This is a genomic window from Nocardiopsis sp. CC223A (genome assembly GCF_030766825.1).
Classification (GTDB): Bacteria; Actinomycetota; Actinomycetes; order Streptosporangiales; family Streptosporangiaceae; genus Nocardiopsis.
Window position 1 is genome coordinate 1 of record NZ_JASFDV010000071.1, and the last position, 22,286, is coordinate 22,286.

Annotated in this window: 25 protein-coding genes and 1 tRNA gene; 6 read left to right on the forward strand and 20 right to left on the reverse strand. The window is 72.9% G+C overall.

Features of this window, described 5'->3' with window-relative positions:
• Window positions 1–92: 92 nt before the first annotated feature.
• Window positions 93–1,505, forward strand: coding sequence for an L-serine ammonia-lyase (locus tag QJS33_RS23680; protein WP_306370264.1), 1,413 nt, complete (start codon window positions 93–95; stop codon window positions 1,503–1,505).
• Between the two features lie 9 nt (window positions 1,506–1,514).
• On the opposite strand, the gene QJS33_RS23685 is transcribed toward QJS33_RS23680, so the two are convergent.
• The 9 genes from QJS33_RS23685 to purU form a co-directional block, all read right to left on the reverse strand.
• Window positions 1,515–1,736 carry a hypothetical protein gene (locus tag QJS33_RS23685; protein ID WP_306370265.1) on the reverse strand — a complete coding sequence of 74 codons (222 nt, stop codon included), beginning with the start codon at window positions 1,734–1,736 and terminating at the stop codon, window positions 1,515–1,517.
• Window positions 1,737–1,869: 133 nt separating this feature from the next.
• Complete coding sequence (amaP, locus tag QJS33_RS23690; protein WP_306370266.1) at window positions 1,870–2,460, reverse strand: alkaline shock response membrane anchor protein AmaP; 591 nt, start codon at window positions 2,458–2,460, stop codon at window positions 1,870–1,872.
• A gap of 2 nt (window positions 2,461–2,462) precedes the next feature.
• Entirely contained in the window at window positions 2,463–3,068 is a 606-nt protein-coding gene (locus QJS33_RS23695; RefSeq protein WP_306370267.1) for a DUF6286 domain-containing protein, read from the reverse strand.
• An 82-nt stretch (window positions 3,069–3,150) separates the two neighbouring features.
• Window positions 3,151–3,522: an Asp23/Gls24 family envelope stress response protein gene (locus QJS33_RS23700; RefSeq protein WP_306370268.1), complete on the reverse strand. Its 372-nt coding sequence runs from the start codon at window positions 3,520–3,522 to the stop codon at window positions 3,151–3,153.
• Window positions 3,523–3,533: 11 nt separating this feature from the next.
• Window positions 3,534–3,707, reverse strand: coding sequence for a hypothetical protein (locus tag QJS33_RS23705; RefSeq protein ID WP_306370269.1), 174 nt, complete (start codon window positions 3,705–3,707; stop codon window positions 3,534–3,536).
• 24 nt (window positions 3,708–3,731) lie between these two features.
• Window positions 3,732–4,055 (reverse strand): hypothetical protein, encoded by a 324-nt coding sequence (locus QJS33_RS23710; RefSeq protein WP_306370270.1) that lies wholly within the window; start codon window positions 4,053–4,055, stop codon window positions 3,732–3,734.
• A 2-nt stretch (window positions 4,056–4,057) separates the two neighbouring features.
• Complete coding sequence (locus QJS33_RS23715) at window positions 4,058–4,543, reverse strand: Asp23/Gls24 family envelope stress response protein (RefSeq protein ID WP_306370271.1); 486 nt, start codon at window positions 4,541–4,543, stop codon at window positions 4,058–4,060.
• 63 nt (window positions 4,544–4,606) lie between these two features.
• On the reverse strand, window positions 4,607–4,828 hold the full coding sequence (locus tag QJS33_RS23720) for a CsbD family protein (protein WP_306370272.1): 222 nt from the start codon (window positions 4,826–4,828) through the stop codon (window positions 4,607–4,609).
• Between the two features lie 281 nt (window positions 4,829–5,109).
• A complete protein-coding gene (gene purU, locus QJS33_RS23725; protein WP_306370273.1) occupies window positions 5,110–5,994 on the reverse strand; it encodes a formyltetrahydrofolate deformylase in 885 nt (294 codons plus the stop codon).
• A 216-nt stretch (window positions 5,995–6,210) separates the two neighbouring features.
• Between purU and QJS33_RS23730 the strand changes: the two genes are divergently transcribed.
• The gene (locus QJS33_RS23730; protein WP_306370274.1) at window positions 6,211–7,449 is read left to right on the forward strand and encodes an alanine racemase; all 1,239 of its coding nucleotides are present in this window, start codon (window positions 6,211–6,213) and stop codon (window positions 7,447–7,449) included.
• A 72-nt stretch (window positions 7,450–7,521) separates the two neighbouring features.
• On the opposite strand, the gene QJS33_RS23735 is transcribed toward QJS33_RS23730, so the two are convergent.
• Window positions 7,522–7,920 (reverse strand): DUF3618 domain-containing protein, encoded by a 399-nt coding sequence (locus QJS33_RS23735; protein WP_306370275.1) that lies wholly within the window; start codon window positions 7,918–7,920, stop codon window positions 7,522–7,524.
• Between the two features lie 14 nt (window positions 7,921–7,934).
• Entirely contained in the window at window positions 7,935–9,059 is a 1,125-nt protein-coding gene (locus QJS33_RS23740) for a CDP-alcohol phosphatidyltransferase family protein (RefSeq protein WP_306370276.1), read from the reverse strand.
• A 205-nt stretch (window positions 9,060–9,264) separates the two neighbouring features.
• On the opposite strand from QJS33_RS23740, the gene QJS33_RS23745 reads away from it, so the two are divergent.
• Entirely contained in the window at window positions 9,265–9,747 is a 483-nt protein-coding gene (locus QJS33_RS23745) for a peroxiredoxin (RefSeq protein ID WP_306370277.1), read from the forward strand.
• A 102-nt stretch (window positions 9,748–9,849) separates the two neighbouring features.
• A tRNA-Leu gene (locus tag QJS33_RS23750) sits at window positions 9,850–9,924 on the forward strand.
• A 110-nt stretch (window positions 9,925–10,034) separates the two neighbouring features.
• On the opposite strand, the gene QJS33_RS23755 is transcribed toward QJS33_RS23750, so the two are convergent.
• The 4 genes from QJS33_RS23755 to QJS33_RS23770 form a co-directional block, all read right to left on the reverse strand.
• Window positions 10,035–11,336 carry a serine/threonine-protein kinase gene (locus tag QJS33_RS23755; RefSeq protein WP_372339707.1) on the reverse strand — a complete coding sequence of 434 codons (1,302 nt, stop codon included), beginning with the start codon at window positions 11,334–11,336 and terminating at the stop codon, window positions 10,035–10,037.
• Window positions 11,337–11,594: 258 nt separating this feature from the next.
• Window positions 11,595–12,941 carry a pitrilysin family protein gene (locus tag QJS33_RS23760; RefSeq protein ID WP_306370279.1) on the reverse strand — a complete coding sequence of 449 codons (1,347 nt, stop codon included), beginning with the start codon at window positions 12,939–12,941 and terminating at the stop codon, window positions 11,595–11,597.
• Between the two features lie 35 nt (window positions 12,942–12,976).
• On the reverse strand, window positions 12,977–14,341 hold the full coding sequence (locus QJS33_RS23765; RefSeq protein ID WP_306370280.1) for a pitrilysin family protein: 1,365 nt from the start codon (window positions 14,339–14,341) through the stop codon (window positions 12,977–12,979).
• A 124-nt stretch (window positions 14,342–14,465) separates the two neighbouring features.
• Entirely contained in the window at window positions 14,466–15,149 is a 684-nt protein-coding gene (locus tag QJS33_RS23770) for a hypothetical protein (protein WP_306370281.1), read from the reverse strand.
• A 197-nt stretch (window positions 15,150–15,346) separates the two neighbouring features.
• Between QJS33_RS23770 and sppA the strand changes: the two genes are divergently transcribed.
• Window positions 15,347–17,068, forward strand: coding sequence for a signal peptide peptidase SppA (sppA, locus tag QJS33_RS23775; protein WP_306370282.1), 1,722 nt, complete (start codon window positions 15,347–15,349; stop codon window positions 17,066–17,068).
• Window positions 17,069–17,234: 166 nt separating this feature from the next.
• On the forward strand, window positions 17,235–17,732 hold the full coding sequence (locus tag QJS33_RS23780; protein ID WP_306370283.1) for a flavin reductase family protein: 498 nt from the start codon (window positions 17,235–17,237) through the stop codon (window positions 17,730–17,732).
• Window positions 17,733–17,853: 121 nt separating this feature from the next.
• Here the strand turns inward: QJS33_RS23780 and QJS33_RS23785 are convergent, their stop codons facing one another.
• From QJS33_RS23785 to QJS33_RS23805, 5 genes are all read right to left on the reverse strand, one after another.
• Window positions 17,854–18,765, reverse strand: coding sequence for an ABC transporter substrate-binding protein (locus QJS33_RS23785; protein WP_306370284.1), 912 nt, complete (start codon window positions 18,763–18,765; stop codon window positions 17,854–17,856).
• 46 nt (window positions 18,766–18,811) lie between these two features.
• Entirely contained in the window at window positions 18,812–19,492 is a 681-nt protein-coding gene (locus QJS33_RS23790) for an ABC transporter permease (protein WP_306370285.1), read from the reverse strand.
• Window positions 19,493–19,494: 2 nt separating this feature from the next.
• Window positions 19,495–20,280 carry an ABC transporter permease gene (locus QJS33_RS23795; protein ID WP_306370286.1) on the reverse strand — a complete coding sequence of 262 codons (786 nt, stop codon included), beginning with the start codon at window positions 20,278–20,280 and terminating at the stop codon, window positions 19,495–19,497.
• The gene (locus tag QJS33_RS23800) at window positions 20,277–21,386 is read right to left on the reverse strand and encodes an ATP-binding cassette domain-containing protein (RefSeq protein ID WP_306370287.1); all 1,110 of its coding nucleotides are present in this window, start codon (window positions 21,384–21,386) and stop codon (window positions 20,277–20,279) included. Before QJS33_RS23800 ends, QJS33_RS23795 begins: the two co-directional genes overlap by 4 nt.
• Window positions 21,387–21,610: 224 nt before the next feature.
• Window positions 21,611–22,282 carry an HAD family hydrolase gene (locus QJS33_RS23805; RefSeq protein ID WP_306370288.1) on the reverse strand — a complete coding sequence of 224 codons (672 nt, stop codon included), beginning with the start codon at window positions 22,280–22,282 and terminating at the stop codon, window positions 21,611–21,613.
• Window positions 22,283–22,286: the final 4 nt, after the last annotated feature.

Below are 22,286 nucleotides of genomic sequence, written 5' to 3' on the forward strand. Positions count from 1 at the left end.
AACCTGTAGGGCCCCGCCGTGCGGGGCCGCCGGGCCCCGCACGGCGTTCGTCCGGCAGATCGGGCCCTGTGCTCAACGAGGAGGACAGACCCTTGGCCATCAGCGTGTTCGACCTGTTCAAAATCGGTATCGGACCGTCGAGTTCGCACACCGTCGGGCCGATGAAGGCCGCCCGCACGTTCGTCACCCGGTTGCGGGAGAACGGACTGCTGGACGATGTGGCGCACGTGCGCGCGGAACTGTACGGGTCGCTCGCCCTCACCGGCAAGGGACACGGCAGCGACACGGCCGTCGTGCTCGGCCTGCTCGGGCACACCCCCGAGGGGGTGGACGTGGACGCCGTGCCCGCCCTGGTGGAGCGGGTGCGCACCGAGCGTTCCATGCCCCTGGGCGGCCCGAACGGGCCCACGGTGGACTTCGACCCGGCCGTGGACGTGGACTTCCGCCGCAAGGAGAGCCTGCCCGACCACCCCAACGGGATGCGGTTCGTCGCCCGGGACGCCGCCGGCGCCGAGCTGGCCGCCAAGGTGTACTACTCCGTGGGCGGCGGGTTCGTCGTGGACGAGCGGGCGGCGGGGGCCGACCGCATCAAGACCGACGACACCGTGCTGCCCCACCCGTTCGACAGCGCCGAGGAACTGCTGGCGCTGTGCGCGGAGACCGGCAAGTCGATCAGCGCGATCATGCTCGCCAACGAGCGCGCCTTCGGCCGTACCGACGCCGAGATCGCCGCGGAACTCCTGGAGATCTGGACGGTGATGCGCCAGTGCGTGCGCCGCGGGGTGACCACCGAGGGCACCCTGCCCGGCGGCCTGCGGGTGCCGCGCCGGGCGCACCGGCTGTACCGCCAACTCGGCGGCAACTGCGATGACGCGGGGCTGCTCGCCCCCACCGCCGCCGACCCGGACCCGATGCGCGGCAGCGACTGGATCACCCTGTACGCGCTGGCGGTCAACGAGGAGAACGCCGCGGGCGGCCGCGTGGTCACCGCGCCGACCAACGGCGCGGCGGGGATCGTCCCGGCAGTGCTGCACTACTACACGCACTTCAGCCCGGGGGCGGGCGAGGAGGGCGTGGTCCGGTTCCTGCTGACGGCCGCCGCGATCGGCATCCTGTTCAAGCAGAACGCGTCGATCTCCGGTGCCGAGGTGGGCTGTCAGGGCGAGGTCGGCTCGGCCTCGTCCATGGCCGCCGCCGGACTGGCCGAGGTCCTGGGCGGCACCCCGGCCCAGGTGGAGAACGCCGCGGAGATCGCGATGGAGCACAACCTGGGTCTGACCTGCGACCCGATCGGCGGCCTGGTCCAGGTCCCGTGCATCGAACGCAACGCGCTGGCGTCGGTCAAGGCCATCAGCGCGGCCCGTATGGCGCTGCGCGGCGACGGCAGCCACTTCGTGTCCCTGGACAAGGTCATCAGGACCATGCGCGACACCGGCCGCGACATGCACGACAAGTACAAGGAGACCAGCCGCGGGGGCCTCGCCGTCAACGTCATCGAGTGCTGAGACCCGGGGTCACTTGCAGGGGCGGCCGAACGCGCGGATCTTGTACAGCAGGAAGTCCTGGCCGCGGATGTCGACCTGGTAATCCCTGCCCTCGGCCTTCGACCACTTCCGGTACCTCCAGCCGTACCTCTTGCGCGCTTTCTTGCGCCAGTTGGCGCGCGCCCGCTGCTTTCCGAAGACCTGGAAACGCGAGTGGGTCGTCCGGCTGACGACGTTCGGCTTGCACCCCATCGGGCCCTCCCCCGACCGCTTCCGCACGGGGACTCCCCGAGCGGTGGATCCGTCCCAGGTCTTGTACCCGGGAACGGCCCGGCGTACCCGGCGGCGGGGCCGCACCGCAGGTCGGCCCACGGATCCGGGGTGATCAGGCGAGGCGGCGGCGGGGGTTCTTGGCCGGGGCGGTCATGGACATGCGGACCACCGCCGGGATGGTCTCCAGCTCCAGCGAACGGCGCAGGTCGGCCAGGGCCTCGGAGCGCACCCGCCGCCACACGGCGGCGACGTCGGCGTCGTCGTCCAGGGTCAGTGCCAGCCTCAGGTGGGGCGCGTCGGCCGACTCGGTGAGGCGGGCCCGGGCCCGGCGCACGCCCGGGTAGGCCGCGACCTCCTGTTCCAGGGCACCGCGCGCGACGCTCTCGGGCATCTCCAATCGACCGTCGGCGCCGCGTTCCAGCACCAGTCGGCCCACGGTGTCGTCGAGTCCCTGCACCAGCAGCCAGCGCAGCGCCAGGAACGCGGCGACGAACGCCACCGCCACCACCGCGTACGGCATCCAGGGGGCGGCCAGGGCTCCCCGGACCGCGTCGTTGAGCAGGGCGTCCCCGGCCATGCCCGCCCCGAACAGCCCCCGTCCCGCCGCGAACGCCGCGGCACCGGCCGCCAGCAGTACGATCCCCACCAGCAGCAGTCCCTGCCGGTTGCCCCGGGCCGACCTGCGCGCCCTGTCCCGTGCCATGGTCATCCCTCCGCGTAGCGGACGTGGGTGGCGATCCGCAGACTGCGCAGCGGTGCCAGCTCCTCCAGCCGCCGCTCCACGGCGGCGGTGACCTCCGCCGGCAGCCCCGGCGCCTCGCGCATCCCGGTGCGCACCTGCACCCGGATGCGGCTGCCGCGCACGTGCACCCCCACCTGGTCGACACCGCTGACGTCCCGGGCGGCGGCCGCCACCGCCCGGCGCAGGGCGCTGCGGGTCATGCCGACGACCAGCGCCGGGTCGTCGGTGCGCAGTGCCGTCCAGTGCCCGCGCCCCGGTGCGAGCGCGGCCACGATGAGCACGAGCCCGATCAGGGCCAGCAGCGCGGACGCGATCTGGACCGACGGCTGCGACCAGGTGGTGGCCTGGGCGTACTCCGTCGCGGTACCGACGGGGAACAGTCCCAGCGGGCTGCCCGCCAGCGCCGCGATCACCTCGGCCGCGGCGACGACCGCGATGATGAGGATCACGAACCCGGTGATCACCGCGGGCCATGACCGACGGGGCCGGAACGTGTGCACGGCCACTCTCCTGGCCTCCCGGTCGACCCCCTGGTCGGGACGGCCGAGCACCTCTTCCACGGTGGTCATCACAACTCCTAGTACGGCGGTCCCCGACCGGGCCGGGAAGGTCTCTCCCGGCCCGCCGTCGCGGAGCGGTGGAACGGCGCGGTCAGCGCACCGTTTCGACGATCTCGATGTCGATGTGGTGGACCTGCTTGCCGGTGGTGTGCTCCACCCGTTCCCGGACCCGGGAACGGACGAGCGCGGCGATCCGGCGCACCGGTTCGGGGTAGTCCACGCGGATCCGCAGACTCAGCAGGACGACGTCCCCGCTCACCCGGGCGCGCACCGCCCGGCCCCGGGCCGCCGACCGCGCCCCGGCGACCTCGTCCACGGCACGTGCGGCGACCTTCTCGACGACCCCGTTCGCGATGTCCGTGCGCCCGCCGGGGTCGCGCAGGTCCTCGGCGCGGACGTGCCGTCCCCGGGCGGCGGTGTGCTCCCGCTGCCGGGGGACGTCCTGTGTGCGTGTTCCCACCACGGCCCCGCCCGTCAGGCCGAACGCCGCGAGAACATCTCGCTCAGGTCGATGTCGCCCTCCATGGCCCGGCCCGCGACGAATCCGGCCAGGCCCAGGACCAGTACGAGCGCGAAGGCCACGAACCCGCCGAACGCACCCGCCAACCCCAGCACCGTCCCGTAGGACAGTCCGACTATGGGCCACATGGCATCCCCCTCTATGTCCAGCGCTCATCTCGTTTGCGGTCGGGTCCGGGTGACCGCCGCGCCGGCGACCACGTCCTCCACACAGATGTGGACGGCGCGGCCGCCGGCGAGCGGGGCGAGCGCCTTGCGGAGCTCGCCCGCGATCTCGGGCAGCGGTCGCCCGAAGTGGACCACGACGCCGACCTCGACGGTGTCCGAGCGCACCGCCACCCCCCGGACGCGACCGCCCGGCACGGGTGTGGACAGCGTCCCGAACGACCCCGCGGACAGCTCGACCACGTCCGGGGAGCGCAGGGAGGCCCGGGCCACCCGCCGGGCGATCTCCCCCGGCTCGTCGACGTCGTCCATCACTACTGGACCCTGGGTGCGGTGTCCGAGCCGCCGTTGTCGCCGCGCGCGGCCTCACCGTCGTCCTCGTCGGGCAGGTGGATGTCGTCCACCTTGATGTTGATCTCGGTGACTTCGAGGCCGGTCATCTTCTCGATGGCGTTGGTGACGTTGCGGCGCACGGCCGCCGCGAGGTCCTGGATGGCGGTGCCGTACTCGACGACGAGGTCGATGTCGACGGCCGCCTGCCGCTCCCCGACCTCGACGGACACGCCGCGGGCCACCGATCCGCGGTCCCCGCCGCCGGTGACGGCGTCCCTGACTGCCCCCATGGCGCGGACGGCGCCGCCGCCCATGGCGTACACGCCGCCGATCTCACGGGCGGCCATGCCCGCGATCTTGGCGACGACCCCGTCCGCGATGTGGGTGTGGCCGCCCTCTGCGGCCGCTCCCCGCCGGTCCGCTTCGCGTGCGCCCGGCACCTTGGCCTCGGTCCTGGTATCCGACACTGGTCCCCCTACGCAGTGTGCAGGCGAGCCCGTTCGGGCTCCGATCGTGTGGGCTGCGCGGTGTCAGCGCTTGAAAACGCCCTTGATCTTCTCGCCGACGTTCTCGACCGCTTCCTCGGCCTTGTCCTTGAGCTCTTCGGCCTTGTCCTTGGCCTTGTCGGCGGTGTCCTTGGCGCTCGCCTTGGCCTGGTCGACCTTGCCCTCGGCCTCCTTGGCCCGGTCGCCGGTCACCTTGCCGTAGGCTTCCTCGGCCTTGCCGCCGAGGTCGTCGAAGTGCTTGCCCATGTGTGTTCACGCCCCCTCGCCCGGGAGTTCCGTCCCGGGGTTTCGGACCGAAACCCGCGTCCCGTCTTTCCGTAAGGGACCGAACGGGTTTCGAACTAGATCACACCATATACGCACTCTACGTAGTCAACAAGGCACTTGGAGTAAGATTTTGTGCGACAGAACAGGTAACGTCATCCCCATCCCTGCCCCAAAGACGGTCCGGGAACCCTGTCACGGACAGAAAACGAAGGGGCGCCCGAAGGCGCCCCTGGTACGTCCGAAAACGGGTGCGGGTCGGCTCACCCGAAGACGACGGTCTTGTCCCCGTTGAGGAGGACACGCCGCTGGGCGTGCCAGTTGACGGCGCGGGCCAGCGCCACCGACTCCAGGTCGCGGCCGATCTCGGTGAGCTTCTCGGGGCTGTCGGTGTGGTCCACCCGGGCCACCTCCTGCTCGATGATCGGCCCCTCGTCGAGGTCGGCGGTGACGTAGTGCGCGGTGGCGCCGATGAGCTTCACCCCGCGCGCGTGCGCCTGGTGGTAGGGCCGGGCGCCCTTGAAGCTCGGCAGGAACGAGTGGTGGATGTTGATGATCCGGCCCGACATCTTGGTGCACAGCTTTTCGGACAGCACCTGCATGTACCGGGCCAGCACCACCAGGTCGACGTCGTAGGAGCCGACCAGTTCCAGCAGCCGGGCCTCCTGCTCGCCCTTGGTCTGCGGGGTCACCGGCAGGTGGTGGAAGTCCACCCCGTAGGAGTCGGCCAGGAACTCCAGGTCCGGGTGGTTGGAGACCACCGCGGCGATGTCGATGTCCAGCAGGCCGCTGCGGTGCCGGTAGAGCAGGTCGTTGAGGCAGTGCCCGAACTTGGACACCATCACGATCATGCGGGGACGCACGTCGCGCGGGCTGAGCGTCCACTCCACGGAGGCGGCGCCGGCGCCGCCGAAGTCCCCGGCCAGCGCCGCGAAGGCGCCGCGCAGGACGTCCTCGCCGGTGACCCCGTGCTCGCCCGCCTCGGCCACGAACTGCATGCGCAGGAAGAAGCGGCCGGTGTAGTGGTCGCCGTACTGCTGGCTCTCGGTGATGTTGCAGCCGTGGTCGGAGAGCAGGTTGGCCACCGCCGCGACGATGCCGCGGCTGTCGGGGCACGCCAGGGTCAGGATGTACTCGCGCTCGCTCATGGAGAGAAAACCGTTTCTGGGGTCGGACCGGCCGTGCGGCCGTGACGTCCCAGGATATCCGCCGACGGGCCGATGCGGGGGCCCGGGGCCGAGAGCGGTCACGGCTCACACCCCGCGCGGACCCCCGGCCCGGACGCCACGGGGTGATTCCGGCGGATCATGCGATTTCCGCCCAGGGAATATGAAAGTGATTCATGTTCTGGCATCCTCGGAGGCATGACAAGCCTGCGTGAGAAGTACGAGGCCGCGACGCGCGAACTCCAGGCCCCCTTCGCCGTGGTCGACCTGGCCGCCTTCCGCGCCAACGCGGCCGCCCTCACCCGCCGCGCGCACGGCAGGCCCATCCGGGTCGCCAGCAAGTCGGTGCGCTGCCGCGAGCTGCTGCGCACCGTGCTGGAGATGCCCGGCTACGAGGGCGTCATGGCCTTCACCCTGCCCGAGGCGCTCTGGCTCGCCCAGGGCGACCCCGGCGGCCCCGTCGGCCGCGACATCCTGGTCGCCTACCCCACCACGGACACCGACGCCCTGGAGCGCCTGGCCGCCGACCCCGCCGCTCTGGGCGCCGTCACCCTCATGGTCGACGGCACCGAACACCTGGACCTGGTCTCCCGGGCCGTGGCCGCCGCCGACCGCGCCGGCGCCCGGCCCTCCGACGCGCCCCCCGTCCGGGTCTGCCTGGACATCGACACCAGCTGGCAGCCGCTCGGCCCGCGGGTGCGCGTCGGCAGCCTGCGCTCCCCCGTGCGCACCCCCGCCCAGGCCGCCGCCCTGGCCCGCGCCGTGCTGCGCCGCCCGGAACTGCGCCTGGACGGGATCATGGCCTACGAGGCGCAGATCGCCGGGGTCGGCGACGCCCCGCCCGGGCGCCCCCTCTTCGGCCGCGTGCTGCGCGCCGTCCAGCACCGTTCCGCCGTCGAGCTCGCCAAACGCCGCGCCGCCATCGTCCGCGCGGTCCGCGAGGTCGCCCCGCTCCGCTTCGTCAACGGCGGCGGTACCGGCAGCCTGCACACCACCGGCCGGGAGAAGGCCGTCACCGAGCTCGGCGCCGGGTCGGGCCTGTACCACCCGCACCTGTTCGACTACTACAGCTCCTTCCAGGGCCGCCCGGCCGCCCTGTTCGCGCTGCCCGTCGTACGCCGCCCCGCGCGGGGCGCGGTCACCGCCCTGGGCGGCGGCTACCCCGCCTCCGGGCCCGCCGACCCCCTGCGCCTGCCCGTCCCCCACCTGCCGGCCGGGCTGTCCTACAGCGCCAACGAGGGCGCGGGCGAGGTACAAACCCCGCTGCTGGGCGCCGCCGCCGACACCCTGGAGATCGGCGACCTGGTGTGGATGCGCCACACCAAGGCCGGCGAGCTGTGCGAACGGTTCGACACCCTGCACCTCATCGACTCCGACACCGGGGCCTACGTGCGCGCCGTCCCCACCTACCGGGGCGAGGGGCGGGCCTTCCTCTAGGGACGGCCGCCGGGGAACGCCGGAGAGGCCCGTGCTCGAAGCACGGGCCCCTCCGCTGTGCGTCCGTCAGGCCTACGTGCGCCTGCGCCGCGCGATCACGGCCACCACGCCGACCGCGATCACCGCGCCGACGCCCACCGCGAGGATCACGGCTTCGGGGGGAAGCCGCCTGCGCGACTGGTAGGTGGTCACGACCTCGTCGTCGCCCTTGAGGAGGATGCTGCCCTCCTCCGGCTCGACCAGGTGGCTCTCCACCCGCACCGCGCCGCCGCCGACGACCAGGGCCCGCGCCTCGTCCAGGATCCGGCCGCCCGTCTCCTTGGCCTTCGCGACCTGGCGCCGCGCGATGTTCGCGGGCCTGGCCGAGACCACCAACTCGTCGATGGTCTCGGCGAGTCGCCGCTGCTCGCGGTTGATCTCGGCCTCTATCTCGGCCGGGGTCCGGCGCGGTTCGGTATCGCCTTCCGCCATCTGGGCCGCCTCTCTCATGAGCGCAAGGTCGTGTGAGATCCGGTGTCCGAGCCGGTGTCCCGGCCCTCGTCCTCCGCGCCGTCGGACGGACCGGAGAATCTCAGCGCGCCGTCGATTCCGTCGACCACACGGAAGAAGTCCCGTGTGGACAACCACAGTTTATAGATGATGGCGATCTCGAACGCGAGGAGCAAAACACCCGCCACCGCGGTGATCCAGCCGATAGCGGACGGGACGCCCGTCAGCGCGGCCACCACCGGGGCGACCACGAACACCGCCACCTGGAACTCGATGCCGCTGACCAGGTGGGTGCGCACCCGGCGCGCGTTGAGCGCCGACCAGAACCGCTGGTACCAGGGGAACCGCGTGCGGAACTCCTGGTGCAGGTCCACCTTGGGCAGGGTCAGGTCCGGCTGCTTGCCGGCCGTGCGCCGGTTGCGGTTCTCCCGTTCGGTCTGGGTGCGCAGGATGTCCTCCAGCACCGAGATGCCGTGCCGCAGCACCGCCTGCTCGCCGCCGTCGCTCATGGTGCGCCCGCCCGCACCGGTCGCCGCGGAGGTGTCGTCCTCGTCCGGGCCCAGCATCGACAGGGTCGCCCGCGCCCGCTCCAGCGCCGCCGCCAGGTGCGAGCGCATCTCCCGGCGCACCTTGTACACCTGGAGCGCGTTGAGGTAGCGCAGCATGTCCAGGAACACCACGGCCAGGGCCAGCCACACGAACCACACCGGGTCCGCGGCCGGGTCGGCCTCCTCGGCCACCACGTACTGGCCGCCCATCAGGGCCACCACGCACACCAGCACCCGGAACCGGTCGGTCACGTAGTCCACCCAGGCGCCGAACACCGACTCGGTGCCGGTCAGCCGGGCCAGCTTGCCGTCCATGCAGTCCACCAGGAACGACAGGTAGTACAGGACCGCGCCCAGCAGCAGGAACTCCCGGTAGCCCAGGGCGAAGCACACCGCCGCGCCCAGGCCGAGGAAGAGCGCCAGCACCGTCAGCTGGTTGGGGGTGACGGAGGTACGGTTGGCGACCGGCCGCACCAGGCGGACCGCGATCGGGTCCACGAGGTACACCGTCCACCAGGAATCGCGCTCCTTGAGCGTGCGTTCCCTGACCTCGTCGAGCGTGAATGCAGGCATCGGTGCCGAGACTCCCAACCGACCAATCGTGAAGTGCGTCAACAATAGGTGATCGAACCGCCGCCCGATCCCAAAGCGTACGAACCGAACCGGAATCGCAACCGAAGCACGGGACTCCGGCACCCCCGCCGCCACCGGGTCGTTAGTGTTGTCGGCGAGGACGACCGGGGCCGCACCGGCGCCCGGCGACAGAGAGGAATCCCACGTGAGCGACCCCATCCGGCTGGAGCCCGGTGACCAGGCGCCCGACTTCACCCTGGAGGACGCCGACGGCGAGTCCGTGACGCTGAGCGAGGTCCTGGCCCGGACCGGCAAGAGCGTCGTGCTCTACTTCTACCCCGCCGCCATGACCCCCGGCTGCACCACCGAGGCCTGCGACTTCCGCGACAACCTCCGCGACTTCGACGCCGCGGGCTTCACCGTCATCGGCGTGTCCCCCGACACCACCGCGAAGCTGGCGAAGTTCCGCGACCAGGAGGGCCTGACCTTCACCCTCGTCGGCGACCCCGGCAAGGACACCCTGCGGGCCTACGGCGCCTTCGGGGAGAAGAAGAACTACGGCCGCCTCGTCCAGGGCGTCATCCGCTCCACGGTGATCGTCGGCGCCGACGGCAGGGTCGCCAAGGCCTTCTACAACGTGAAGGCGACCGGCCACGTCGCCCGCGTCAAGAAGGAGCTGGGCGTCTGACCCGCTCCTCGGACCCGCCCGGCTCCCGGGCCGCGGGGTCCCGCGGCCCGGCGGCCGGAACTCCTCCCGGTCCCGGTACAGTTGTCCCCACGGGCACGCCCGGGGGCCGTAGTCCAATTGGCAGGAGACGCCAGCTTTAGGTGCTGTACAGTGCGGGTTCGAGTCCCGCCGGCCCCACTCGACTCCGGGACACCCCCGCTCGGGGGCCTGCGGCCCCCTCGCCGGGTCGCCTCGTCGCCCCCTCCCGGGGGCGGACCCCCGCCCGGGTGCCTTCCGCGCCCGGCCGGTCAGCGGCCCAGCAGGGCCCACAGGACGATCGCCAGCAGCACCAGCACGCCCACCGCCACCGCGATGATCCGTGCCGACGCGCCCGCACCGGACTTGTCGGCGTGCCGTCCCGGGTTGGTGAGCCCCAGGGTGTCGGTGGACTCGCGCAGCGAGGCCACGAACGCGCTCATCGCCTCCGGGCTGTTGCGCAGCCGGTCGCTGATGTTCTCGGCCAGTACCCGGCCGCCCGCCTTGAAGTGCTCCCGGGCCGACTCGCGCTGTTCGGGAACCGCGGTACCCGCCGCCCCGTCGCCCTCGGCGCTCCGCCCGGACGCCTCCGGCTCCCCGGGTTCCCCGGCCGCCCCGGACCTGTCGGCGCGCGCACCCGCCTCGGTGCTCCACGGGGCCAGCGCCGCGATGCGCAGCATCTTGGCGGCGTTGTCCGCGGTCAGCCGCTCACCGGCCTCCACCTTGAGCAGCCCGGCCAGCGCCGGCGCCAGCGGGCCCGCCTTCGCCGCCGTCGCGGGCTCCTCCAGCGGCTCCTGGCGCAGGATCTTGATGTAGCCCTTGCGGTCGTAGGGCGGGTACCCCTCCACCGCCGCGTACAGGGTGGCGCCCAGCGACCACAGGTCCGACGCCGGGCCCACCGGGCCCGCCTTGGCCCGCTCCGGCGACAGGTACGCCGGGGAGCCCACGATGCGGCCGGACTCGCTGAGCGCGGACTCGCCGTTCCACGCCGCCAGGCCGAAGTCGGTGAGCACCACGCGGCCGCCGCTGGTGATCATCACGTTGCCGGGCTTGACGTCGCGGTGCACGATGCCCTCGTTGTGCGCGACCTTCAGGGCGTCGATGAGCTGTAGCCCGATCTCGGCCACCCGCTGGTAGGGCAGCGGGCCGCCGACGTCGATGATCTCCTCCAGGGTGGAGGCCTCCAGCAGCTCCATGACGATCCACGGGCGGTCGTCCTCGTCGACCACGTCGAGCACCGTGATGAGGCTGGGGTGGCTCAGCCGCCCGGCCACGCGGGCCTCGCGGGTGGTGCGCTGGAGCAGGGACTCGCGGTCGGACCGGCTCAGGGATTCGGGCAGGCGCAGCTCCTTGACCGCGACCTCGCGGTCGATCACCAGGTCGACGGCGCGCCAAACGGTCCCCACGCCGCCCCGGGCGATCTCCGAGACCAGCTGGTAGCGCCCCTTCAGCAGGCGGCCCTCAGGCACGGGGGCGGCCACCGGGGTCTCCTGCGGGCGCTCGGAACCGGGCGCCGGCCCGGGGCGCTGCGTGTGGGGGTTGTCTAGGGAGGACACTGTTATCCACGGGTCCATTCACCGGCCATGGTGGCCTCCTGTGGAGCATTGCGGTCACCGTCACCACGTAGGTGCACGGATCACTCGTTATACCAGCAGGACGTCGCAGCCCTGACGGACGTTGCCATAACACCGGCACATAGGTTCGCTTTCGTTATGTCCGGGGAACGCGAACACATGCACCGTCGACCCCTCCTTTACCCGTCCCGGGTGGGAGGGGTCCACGTCCGGGTGGGACGCACCCGGACGCGGATCGGTTCACTCCGGTCCCGGGTTTCACACCCAGAGTTCGTCGGGGGTGCGCACCTCGACCGGGCCGACCCCGATCCCGGTGAGCGGGGAGCGCAGCCGCTCGGCGTCGCCGACGACGATCACCACGGCCTCCTCGGGGTGCAGGTACTCGACCGCGGCCGAGTCCAGGTCCTTCTTGGTGAGCCGCTCGTACCCGGCCCGGACACTGTCCACGTGGTCGTCGGGCAGGTCGTGGACGACCATGTCCACCAGGGCCCCGGCCATCGAGCGGGCGGTGGAGTAGGTCACCGGCAGGCCGACCGTGTTGGCGTCGCGCACCGCGGTCAGCTCCTCCTCGGTGACCCCGCCCTCGCGGAGCTTCGCCACCTGTTCCAGGGAGGAGGTGATGGAGTGCGCGGTGGTGTCCGCCTCCACCTGGGCGGACATGAAGAACACCCCGCTGTCGCGGCGCAGGTCGAACCGCGACCCGGCACCGTAGGTGTAGCCCAGGCGCTCGCGCAGCTCCAGGTTGAGCCGGGAGGTGAACATGCCGCCCAGCACCTCGCCGACGCCCTCGGCGCGGGGCAGGTCCACCTGCGAGCGCGAGGGCGCCCGGTGCGCGATGACCAGGGCCGACTGCACCGACCCGGGGCGGTCGACGATGAGCACGCGGGGCAGTTCCCCGGGCGGCGGGGCGGGCTCGGTGATGACCCGCGCGGGCGCGGGGGCGGTGTCCCCGAACACGGTCTTGCCCAGCTCGACCAGGTCCACGCCGCTCAGGTCGCCGACCACCACGAGGGTGCCCGCGACGGAGGCCAGGGTGTCGGCGTGGTAGGCCGCGACGGTCTCGGGGGTGATGTCGGCCAGCTTGACCGGGCCGCCGGCCAGCGGAGTGGCGTAGCGGCCGGTGAACAGCTGCCCGCCGAGGCTGCGCATGGCCAGGGTGCTCGCGGTGGCGGCCTCCAGCCAGAAGCGCTCCAGCAGCTGCTCGCGGCGGCGGACGATGTCGTCGGGGTTCAGCGCGGGGCGGCGCACCGCGTCGGCGAAGAGCCGGACCGCCTCGTCCAGGCGGCCCACGGGGACGTCCACCCCGGTGATGAACCCGTCCCAGTTGATGCGGGACACCCACTCGGCGCCGTGCCGCTCCAGGGCGGGGGCCAGGGAGCTGTTGCCGTCGGGGCCGTCCTCCAGCACCTCGCTGGTCAGTGCGCCCACGCCCATGGCGTCGAGCGGCTCGACCGCGCCGCCGTAGGGGTGCACCAGCCGCACGGAGGCGAGGTACTGGCCGGGGACGTCGATCGCGACGACCGTGCCGCCGTCGACGGTGATCCGCTCAGGCCGGGGAAAAGTGTAGGAGGCCGGAGTACCGAGGTCCGGGCGGTTCTGCGACATGCTCAACGACTCTTTCTGTGGTGGCTCGGCGGGACTCAGGCGTCGGCGGTGGCCGCGGCGGAGGCCTGCTCCCCGGCCTCCGGGGCTGTGCTCTCCGGGCCCCGGGCGTCCGCCGCGGGCTCGGGGTCGAACCGGACGACGAGCAGGTTCTCGTCGACGAGCAGCCGCTCGGCGGCGGCCCGCACCTCCTCGACCGTGATGTCCTGCCACCGGGTGGGCCAGGTCAGCGCCAGCTCGGGGTCGTCGAACAGCTGCGTGCAGGAGCTGATCGCGTCGGCCAGCCCGGCGGGGCCGGAGATGGACTGTAGGTGGTCCCGTTCCAGGACCGCGCGCGCCCGGTCGAGCTCCTCCTCGGTGACGCCCTGCGCGACCTTGGCGACCTCGGCGAGGATCTCGGCCTCCAGGGTGTCGCCGTCCACGTTCTCGCGGGCGAGCATGTTCACCAGCAGCAGGCTGTCGGTGTAGCGGAACGGCAGGACGTCGGCGGCGGCACCGCCGTCGTCGGCGGCGATGGGGCGGTCCACGACCAGGGACCGGTACAGGCGGCTGCCCTGGCCCTGGCCCAGCACGGCCGAGAGCAGGTGGGCGACGTCGAACCCGCGCTCGCCGTAGGAGGGCGCCCGGTAGCACAGGAACACCCCGGCGGCCGGGACGGTCTCCACGACCAGGTCGCGCAGCGGGCCGCCCAGCGGGGCCCGCAGGACCGGGTCGGGGGCCTGCGGGACGTCCTCGCGGGCCGGGATGTCCCCGAAGTACTTCTCCACCCGGGCCCGCACGTCCTCCGGGTCCAGTTCGCTGACCACGGTGATGACGCAGTTGTCCGGGCCGTAGTGGGCCTTGTGGAAGGACTTGACGTAGTCCAGGTCCGCCGCGTCCAGGTCGGCCATGGAGCCGATGGTCGGGTGGTGGTAGGGGTGGCCCTCGGGGTAGGCCAGGCGCAGGATACGTTCCAGGGCGGTCCCGTAGGGCTGGTTGTCGTAGCGCTGGCGCCGCTCGTTCTTGACCACGTCGCGCTGGTTGTCCAGCACCTCCTGGGTCATCCCCTCGCGCAGGGTCGCCAGGCGGTCGGCCTCCAGCCACAGGATGCGGTCCAGGGCGTGGGCGGGGACCGTCTCGTAGTAGTTGGTGCGGTCGGTCGAGGTGGAGGCGTTGATGTCGCCGCCCAGCCGCTCGATCTCCTCGAAGTGCTCGCCCTTGGCGACGTTGCCGCTGCCCTGGAACATCAGGTGCTCGAAGAGGTGGGCGAACCCGGTCCGGCCGGGCACCTCGTGGCGGGACCCGACCCCGTACCACAGGTTCACGGCGGCCACCTGACCGGTGGAGGCGGGTGCGGTCACCAGACGCATCCCGTTCTCCAGCGTGTACTGAACCAACTGTCCCGCCGCTCCGATGCCGGTCACCAGTGCATGCACCCCGATTCACGCCGTCGCCTGTAACCAGTCACCGCATCGAAGCGGTGACGACTACGACCCTACGGCCTCCGGACACCCGGTGGACACCCGAACCGGCCCACCGGCCCGGGATTCAGTCGCCGTGGCCGTCGGTGTTCATCGAGGCCGCCACCTGGTCGTAGACGGCGTCGTACTGGGAGTCGGCCGACCACACGTAGAGCAGCACGTCGCTGATCGGCAGGAACCACATGCGCACCTCGAAGGTCTCGTCGTTGGCGCAGGTCACCCGCCACACGGAGTGGTGGGATTTGAGGTCGTTGGCGTGCGTGGTGAAGTCGGAGACCGTCAGCTCCGCCCCGGAGACGCCGATGCCGCCGGAGCCCGCGGTGTTGAGGCTGCGGCAACTGCTCGTGTCGTCCGCCCAGCCGTCGTCCTCGGCGTGGGCCTCGCCCTTCCTGGGCCACTCGTCGGGGTTGCTCTCCGCGGCCCGCGGGGTGAGCCGGATGGACCCGTAGGCGCAGGCGGCCTGCCCGGGCGGGCTGGCGCACAGGCTGCCGCCCTCCTTCTGGATCTCCCAGTCCTCGGGCATGTCGATCGTGATGCCGTCCAGGGTCTGGGGGGTGAACCCCTCGGGGCCGGGCGGCTCGACGGCGGGCACGACACCGCTGGCGCCGAGCTCCAGGCCGGTCTCCTCGCCGCCCCCGTCACCGGAACCCCCGGAGCAGGCCGTGAGCAGCAGCAGGGGGACCGCCGCGGCCGCCGCTCCCGCGGCGCGCGCGCCGCGCGTCCGATCCCCTCGCCCGTGGATGCCCGCCATCGCCTCGTCCCTCTCGAACCGTGCGTTCCGCTGGTCAGAACACAGTCGACCTTAGGGCATGTTCAGGGAATACTCACCCCACCGCGGGACACCCGGGGACCCCTCCCCGCGCGGGCGCGGAGCGCCCCCGTTCCCCGTTGTCCACAGGCGGCCGCGGACACCCGACCCGGCGGGGCGCGGCCGACTACCCTGGGGCCATGGTGGACCTCGCGAAGATCACGCAACCCTTGTCCCTCGACCGGTTCGGGCCCCGCCGGGACGGACCGCTGGTACTGGAACTGGACCTGACCGAGGGGGTCGCCGACGAGGCCCCCGGCGATCCGATCGGCCAGCTCGTCAACCGTCGGCGGCAGCACTACCTGGACGTGGTGGAGGGGATCCGCCGCGGCGCCCGTGACCCGGACGTGGCCGCGCTGCTGGTCCGGGTGGACGCCCGCTCCCTGGGGTTCGCCAAGGTGCAGGAGCTGCGCGCGTGCATCGCCGACTTCCGCGCGGCCGGCAAGCCCGCCCTGGCCTGGGCCGACTCCTTCGGCGAGGCGGGCGACGGCAACCTGCCCTACTACCTGGCCTGCGCGTTCTCCGAGATCGTCATGGCGCCCACCGGCATGCTGGGGCTGACCGGCCTACAGCTCAAGAGCACCTTCGTCAGGGGCGCCCTGGACAAGCTGGGCCTGGGCTACGAGGTCGGCAAGCGGTACGAGTACAAGAACGCGCTCAACGGGGTCACCGAGACCGGGTTCACCGACGCGCACCGCGAGGCGACCGAGCGGATCGTCACCTCGCTGGGCGACCAGCTGGTCGAGGGTGTGGCCGCGGCCCGCCCGCTCTCCGCCGACGAGGTGCGCGCCCTGGTCTCGCAGGGGCCGTTCATGGGCGCCGAGGCGGTCGGGCACGGGCTGGTGGACCGCCTGGCCTACCGCGACGAGGTGTACGCCGACCTGCTGTCCCGGGCGCGCGGGCGGGACGGCGCCGAGCCGCGGCTCGCCTTCGTCACCCGGTACCACCGCCGCAACACCCCGGGGCCGCGCCCGCGGCTGGGCGGGGGCGCCGACCACATCGCGCTGATCACCGCCACCGGGACTATCAGCCTGGGGCGCACCCGCCGCTCACCGCTGGGCGGCGGCACGGTGATGGGGTCGGACACGGTGTCCGCCGCGTTCCGGGCCGCCCGCCGGGACCCGCACGTCAAGGCGGTGGTGTTCCGGGTGGACAGCCGGGGCGGGTCCCCCACGGCCTCCGACGCCATCCGCCGCGAGGCGGAGCTGACCCGCGAGGCGGGCATCCCGGTGGTGGTGACGATGGGCGACGTCGCCGGGTCGGGAGGCTACTACGTGACGCTGGCCTCGGACGCGATCGTGGCCCAGCCGGGCACCCTGACCGGGTCCATCGGCGTGATCGTCGGCAAGCCGGTGCTGGGTCCGCTGCTGGAACGGTACGGGATCACCAGCGACGCGGTGGCCGTCGGCGAGCACGCGGGGATGTTCGACACCGACCGGCCGTTCAGCGAGTCGGAGTGGGAGCGGGTCGACAACCTGCTGGACCGGGTGTACGAGGACTTCACCGGCAAGGTCGCCGCGGCGCGGGGCATGAGCCGGGACGAGGTGCACGAGGTGGCCCGGGGCCGGGTGTGGACCGGCCGGGACGCCGCCGAGCGCGGCCTGGTGGACACCCTGGGCGGGCTGGAGACGGCGGTGCGCATCGCCCGGGAGAAGGCGGGCGGCCGCGCGCTGCCGCTGCGCCCGTTCCCGCGCCAGAACCCGCTGGACCGGCTGCGTCCGCACGAGTCCAGCGAGGACCCGGCCGCCGCCCAGCCGCAGAGTTCCCTGAGCGCCTGGGGTCCGCTGCGCCACGTCGCCGCCGCCCTGGGGCTGCCCGAGGCCGGCGCCCTCACCATGCCCGACCCCGGCCGCCTGCGGTAGCCGCCGCGGTACCGTGCCCCGCCCCGGTGCCCCGGCGGCGGGGCGGGTGCGGCGGCGCCGCGCCGAGGACGTGCCCGGCCACCGGAGGGGCGCGGCCGCGGCCCGAGAGGGCGGCGGGGTGCGGGAGGATCGGAACGACAACGGACGAACGAGCGGGGGTGGCGGGATGGGCGACCCGGTGGCGACCGGTCCGTACCTGGACGCGATGGGGCTGCTGCCGGTCGGGGTCACGGTGGTGACCGTCGCCGACGGCCGGGACGACATCGGGGCGACGGTGAGCGCTTTCGGGTCGGTCTCGGCCGATCCGCCGGTGGTCTCGGTGAGCGTGGACTCCGACGGGTACGTGGCCGAGGTGATCGGGGAGGTCGGTGCGTTCGCGGTGAGCGTGCTCGGCGGCGGCCAGACGGCGCTGGCGGGCCGGTTCTCCGCCGAGGGCCGGCCCAGCGCCCGGCGGCTGGTGTCCGGGCTGGCCCATCACCGCGGGGAGCACACCCGGGCGATCGTGCTGGACGAGGCCCTGGCGGCGTTCGAGTGCCGGGTACTGCACCACGTCGAGGTGGGCGACCACACGGTGTTCTTCGCCGCCGTGACCGCTCTGCCCGCGGTGCGCGGCACGGGTCCGGCGCTGGTGCGCCGCGCCGGGCGCTACCGCCCGGTCGACTGACGGCGCCGCGGCGCAGGACCCCGTACGCCCGTGCCCGGACCGCCCGGTCCGGGCACGGGCGTACGGAGGCGATCAGCGGCCCTCCCACTTCCCGGGTTACCGACCTCTCAGATCGGTACGCCTAGGCCAGGCCCTGCACCTCCAGCCACTCCTGGGCGACGTCGGCCGCCTCCTCGTTGTCGATGATGATCCGCTCGTTGAGCGCGGTCAGCTCCTCGGTGGTGAGCGCCGCCGACACCGCGTTCAGCACGCCGCGGGCGTCCTCGTCCACCTGTTCGGAGTTGATGAGCGGGGTGATGTTCTGGGCGCCGAACAGGTTCTCCGGGTCCTCCAGGACCACGAAGCCCTGTGCCGCGATCTGCGGGTCGGTGGTGAACAGGTTGGCGGCCTGCACGTCCCCGTCCGTGAGCGCCTGCGGGATCAGCGCCGGGTCCAGGGCCCGGAACTCACCGAACTCCACGCCGTAGGTGTCGGCCAGGCCCGGCACGCCCTGCGGCCGGGTCTCGAACTCCGGCGGGGCGCCCAGGGCCAGGTCGCCCGCCACCTCGGCCAGGTCGGCGATGCTCCCCAGGTCGTACTCCTCAGCGGTCTGCGGGGTGACCGTGACGGAGTCCTTGTTCTCCGCCTCGGACGACTCCAGGATCTCCAGGCCCTCGGGCAGCGCCTCGGTGATGGCCGCGTTGGTCTCCTCCGCGGTGCCCACCGGGGCCTGGTCGTCGAGGTAGGCCAGGATGCCGCCGTTGTACTCCGGGAACACCGACAGCCGGCCGGACTCCACCTGCGAGTAGTACACCTCCCGGCTGCCGATGTTGAGCTGGTACTCCACCTCGAACCCCTCGGCGGCCAGGGCGCGGCCGTAGACCTCGGCGAGCAGCGCGCTCTCGGGGAAGTCGGCCGAGCCGACGACGATGGCGCCGGAACCGGCGCCCTCCCCGCCCCCGCCGCCGTTCTCCTCCTCGAAGGGGTCGCTGCCGCCGCAGGCGCTCAGCAGCAGCACCAGGGGGAGCCCGGCGAGGGCGATCCGTGTCTTCATCTCTCGAAACCTTCTCTCTCGTCGGCCCGCCGGGTCGGCGGGCCCCTCACCGCGCGGTCGCGGACTGCGCGCGCAGTCCGGGGGCGACCAGCAGGCGGCGCGCCCCGGCGAACAGGAGTGTGGTGACGACGGCCAGCGCCACCACGAGGACGGAACCGCCCAGGATCATGGACAGGTTCTGTTGGGCCTGGCCGTCGAAGATGTAGCGGCCCAGGCCGCCGACGCCCACGTAGGCGGCGATGGTCGCGGTCGCCACGACCTGGACGGCGGCGGTGCGCAGCCCGATGAGGATGAGCGGCAGCGCCACCGGCAGTTCCAGGCGCAGCAGGACCTCGCGACCGCGCATGCCCATGCCGTCGGCGGCGTCGCGCAGCCCGGGGTCGACCGAGCGCACGCCTTCGTGGGTGTTGACCAGGATCGGCGGCACCGCCAGCGCCACCAGGGCGGCGATGACCGGGACCAGGCCGATCCCGGCGGCCATGACCACGAGGAACAGCACGCCGATGGTGGGCAGGGCGCGGGCGAAGTTGGCCAGGCTCGCGGTGAGGAACCCGCCCACCCCGGTGTGCCCGGTGAGCAGGCCGATGGGCACCGCGATGAGCGCCGACAGCACCAGGGCCAGCAGCGAGTAGTACACGTGCTCGCCGAGCCGGGCGGGGATGCCCGAGTCCCCGCTCCACCGTGCGGGGTCGCCGAACCAGGTGATGAGTCCGTCGAGGATCTCCACGGTCACCCCTTCCCCGGCGGTGCGACCGCCGTCGATTCCAGGGCCGGTGCCCCCACGGGGGACACCGCGGCCCGGCGGCGCCGGCGCGGCCCGCCGCGCCGGCGGTCGCGCCGCGCCCACGGGGTGAGCAGGCGCTGGGCCAGGACCAGCAGGGCGTCGGTGGCGAAGGCGAGCAGCACCACGAGCACGACGCCCACGACGATGGGCGCGTCGAACTGGCGGCGGAACCCGTCGCTGAGGATGAGCCGCCCCAGTCCGCCCAGGCCCACCAGGGAGGCGACGCTGACCATGCTGATGGTGGCCACCGACGCCACCCGCAACCCGGCGATGATGACCGGCACCGCCACCGGCGTCTCCACCCGGACCAGGCGGCGCAGCGGGCCGAAGCCCATCGCCACGGCCGCCTGGCGCACGTGGTCGGGCACCTGGTTCAGCCCGTCGACCACGTTGGGCAGCAGGATGACCAGGGTGTACAGGGCCAGCGGCAGGATCGCCGTCCAGTCGCTGAACCCGGTGTAGGGCAGCAGCAGGAAGAAGAGGGCGATGGAGGGCACGGCGTAGAGCACGTTCACGCCGGTCAGCAGCGGCGGGTACAGCACCTTCCAGCGCACGCAGGCCAGGCCCAGCGGGATCGCCAGGGCCAGCCCGATCGCGATGGAGGCGTACGCCAGGCGGATGTGCTCCACCAGCCGGGGCCGGATGCCCCGCCCCGGCTCCTGGGGGAAGTACCAGTTGGCCGCGGCCCAGTCCCACACGCCCTGGGACCAGTCCCAGACCCCGGCGCTCATTCGGCCACCGACCACAGGGCGGCGCCGAGCTCGTCCTGGCTGACCACGCCCAGCACCCGGCCGTCGCCGTCCACCCCGACGGCGCGACCGGCGGGCGAGAGCACGGCGGCGTCCAGCGCGGCGCGCAGGGAGTCGGTCTCCGCCGTGAACGTGTGCCCGTAGGGGACGGTGTCCAGTTCGCTCAGCCGGATGCCGGAGGGGACGCCGACCAGGGAGCGTTCGGAGATCCACCCCAGGGGCGTCCGGTCGGTGTCGACGACCAGCAGCCAGGGGTGTTCGGCGGCGATGTGGCGCACGTCCTCGACCTTGAGGTCGTCCTCGAAGACGACGTCGTCGCGCAGGGGCAGGGTCCGGGCGGGGAAGAACGACAGCCGGCGCACGCCCCGGTCGTGGCCGACGAAGGATTCGACGAAGCCGTCGACGGGGGTGGTGAGCAGCCGCTCGGGGGTGTCGTACTGGGCGAGTTCGCCGCCGGGTCGGAACACCGCGATGCGGTCGCCCAGGCGCACGGCCTCGTCGATGTCGTGGGTGACGAACACGACGGTCTTGTGCAGTTCCTGCTGGAGCCGCAGCAGCTCGTCCTGGAGTCCGGCGCGCACGACGGGGTCGACGGCGCTGAAGGGCTCGTCCATGAGCAGGACGGGCGGGTCGGCGGCCAGGGCGCGGGCGACGCCGACGCGCTGCTGCTGCCCGCCGGAGAGCTGGTGGGGCCAGCGGCGGCCCATGGCGGGGTCGAGGCCGACCAGTTCCATGAGTTCGGCGGCGCGGGCGCGGGCGGCCCTCCTGGAGGTGCCCACCAGCAGCGGCACGGTCGCGATGTTGTCCAGGACGGTGCGGTGCGGGAACAGTCCGGCCTGCTGGATGACGTATCCGATGCCGCGGCGCAGCAGGGCGGGGTCCCGGTCGCGGATGTCGACACCGTCGATGCGGACGGTCCCCCGGGTGGGTTCGACCATGCGGTTGATCATCCGCAGGGACGTGGTCTTACCGCTGCCGGAGGGGCCGACGAAGACCGTGGTCCGGCCGGTCTCGACGGTGAGGTCGAGGTCGGCGACGGCGACGGTGCCGTCGGGGTAGTGCTTGGCGGCGCCCTCGAAGGTGATCATCGGGGTCTCCAGTCCGGGGCGGGGCTGATGGTACGGGTGCGGCCCCTGGCGGGAGGGGGGACCCCCGGGGCGGACCGTTCAACGGTACCCCTGTTCGAATCCGCCAAACGGGAGGGACTCACACCGTGGCCGAAGCGCCCCACTGCGCACTTCTCCGGTCCGCCGGAGGGGGGAACGGGGGAGCCGCCGCCGTGGAGCGGGGGCGGGGCGGTGCCCGGGGGCCGTCAGGCCCGGCCCAGGGCCCATTCCGCGACGGCGTGCAGGTCGTCGGCGACGACGTCGGCCAGCCCCGCGTCGGGCGAGGCGGCGTGCCGGTACCCGTAGATCCCCCGGCGCAGCAGGGCCGTGGCCATGCCCGCCCGCCGTGCGGGCAGCACGTCGTTGTCGACCCGGTCGCCCACGTAGAGGATCTCCCCGGCGGTGATCCCGGGCCGGGCCGGGGCGGCCAGGTCCAGGACCCGGTCGAAGAACTCCGGCTGCGGCTTCTTCACACCCCAGGTGTCGGAGATGCCGATCCCGTCCACGCCCAGCCCCATCGCCTCCAGCGCGGGCCCGGCCTCGGGCGGCTGGTTCCCGGCGATCACCAGGGACAGCCCGCCCCGGCGCATGGCCTCGAACGCGGGCCGCACGTCCGGGTACAGGTCCTTCTCCCCGAAGTGCTCGCGTTCGCCGACCGGGTCCTCCGCCCGCCAGCGCTCGCTCTCGGCGGCCAGGTCGAAACCGGGTACCAGCAGGCGGAAACCGTCGGTGAGGGTGCCGCCGTCGGCCAGGACACCGCCGATGGTGCCGAAGAACGCCATGTGCGGGATCCCGAACCGGTCCGCCCAGCGCGCGAAGATCCGCGTCTCGTCGACCAGCGTCTCCCCGACATCGAACACCACAGTACGAATAGCCACGTCG